Origin of the sequence: Kitasatospora sp. NPDC059803 (assembly GCF_042732255.1) — a bacterium.
Classification (GTDB): Bacteria; Actinomycetota; Actinomycetes; order Streptomycetales; family Streptomycetaceae; genus Kitasatospora.
Window position 1 is genome coordinate 1 of the sequence record NZ_JBHWIJ010000058.1, and the last position, 1,494, is coordinate 1,494.

The following is a 1,494-nucleotide window of genomic DNA, read 5'->3' on the forward strand; positions in this document are numbered from 1 at the left end:
GCTCGAGACCGCCCCCCCCGCTGCGCGCGCCCCCGCGCCTGAGCGCGCGGGGCGCGTGCGCCGCCCGCGTGGATCGTACGCCCAACCGGCGCACGCCTCCTGACGCCGCGCCCGCCGTCGCGGCAATCGGCCGAAACCGACTGACGGGCCCGCGCCACGGCGCACCCGCTCGTGTCCGGCCCGTCGACGCCGGGCGGTGCCCGTGGATAAGGTCGGGCCCCATGGCTGGCAGACCGCCGGGCGCACCGCCCCAGACGACTGCGACGAGGCCCGGCGCCGCCACGGCGTCCGGACCCGTGACGGCCCGGTTGCGCAGGAGGCTCCGCCGGGTCCGCCGAAGGCTGCGCACGGCCGGTGTCGACTACTTCCGCGGCGGCGCCGCCGACTGGCCGGTGCTCTGCGCCCTCGCCCTGCTCGTCCCGCTGCTGATCCTGCTCAACATCTGGATCCCCGCCTGGGCCCCGCCCACCGCGCTGGTCCTGCCGATCCTGGCCGGCGCGCTGCTGCTGCGCCCCGGCAGCCTGGTGGTGCTGTACGCGCTGGCGGCGCTCGGCCTGTCCGCCGAGTCGGTGATCCACACCGGCCAGCGGGTGGCCAGCGAGAACCCCGAGGCCTACGTCTACGGCGTCACCCCGGGCGCGGCCCTGGTGGTCGGCGCCGCCGGGGTGGGCGGCCTGCTGCTGGCCCAGTTCCGGGCCCGGGTCGGCGTGCCCTGGTGGGGCGGCTCGACCATGCTGTTCGACCTGCGCGAGCGGCTGCGGGTGCAGAGCCGGGTGCCGGAGCTCCCGGACGGCTGGCACGCCGACATGGCGCTGCGCCCGGCCGGCGGGCAGTCCTTCTCCGGGGACTTCGTGGTCGCCGCCCGCACCGGCCCGGGCCAGCGGCTGCTGGAGGTGGTCCTCGCGGACGTCTCCGGCAAGGGCATGGACGCCGGCTCCCGCGCGCTGCTGCTCTCCGGCGCCTTCGGCGGCCTGGTGGGCTCGCTGCCCGCGCACGACTTCCTGCCCGCCGCCAACGGCTACCTGCTGCGCCAGTCCTGGGAGGAGGGCTTCGCGACCGCCGTCCACCTGGTGCTGGACCTGGACACCGGCGAGTACGAGCTGCTGTCGGCCGGGCACCTGCCGGGGATGCAGCGGCTGGCGGGCGCCGGGCGCTGGGAGGTCAAGGAGGCCGAGGGCCCGCTGCTCGGGATCTACGACGGCGCGAAGTTCGACGGGGTGCGCGGCCGGCTGAACCGCGGCGACGTGCTGATGCTGTGCACCGACGGCATGGTCGAGGAGCCGGGCCGGGACCTCTCCGAGGGGATGGACCGGTTGATGGGGGAGGCGGACCGGCTGGTGCCCGGCAGTGGTCCGGGCGCGGGGGCCGGTGCGGCGGCCGCGCTGATCGAGACGGTGGCCCGGGACATCAACGACGACCGCCCCGGGCGGGGTCTCTGGGGCGCCGGGACCCCCCCCGCCCCCGCCGGCCCGCCACCGCCGGGCCCGCCCCACC

1 protein-coding gene is annotated in these 1,494 nt (G+C 77.8%); it reads left to right on the forward strand.

Features of this window, described 5'->3' with window-relative positions:
• Nucleotides 1-308 precede the first annotated feature (308 nt).
• Nucleotides 309-1,494, forward strand: a 1,186-nt coding sequence (locus ACFV6I_RS12705; RefSeq protein WP_380424982.1) for a PP2C family protein-serine/threonine phosphatase, incomplete at its 3' end; no start/stop codon positions are given.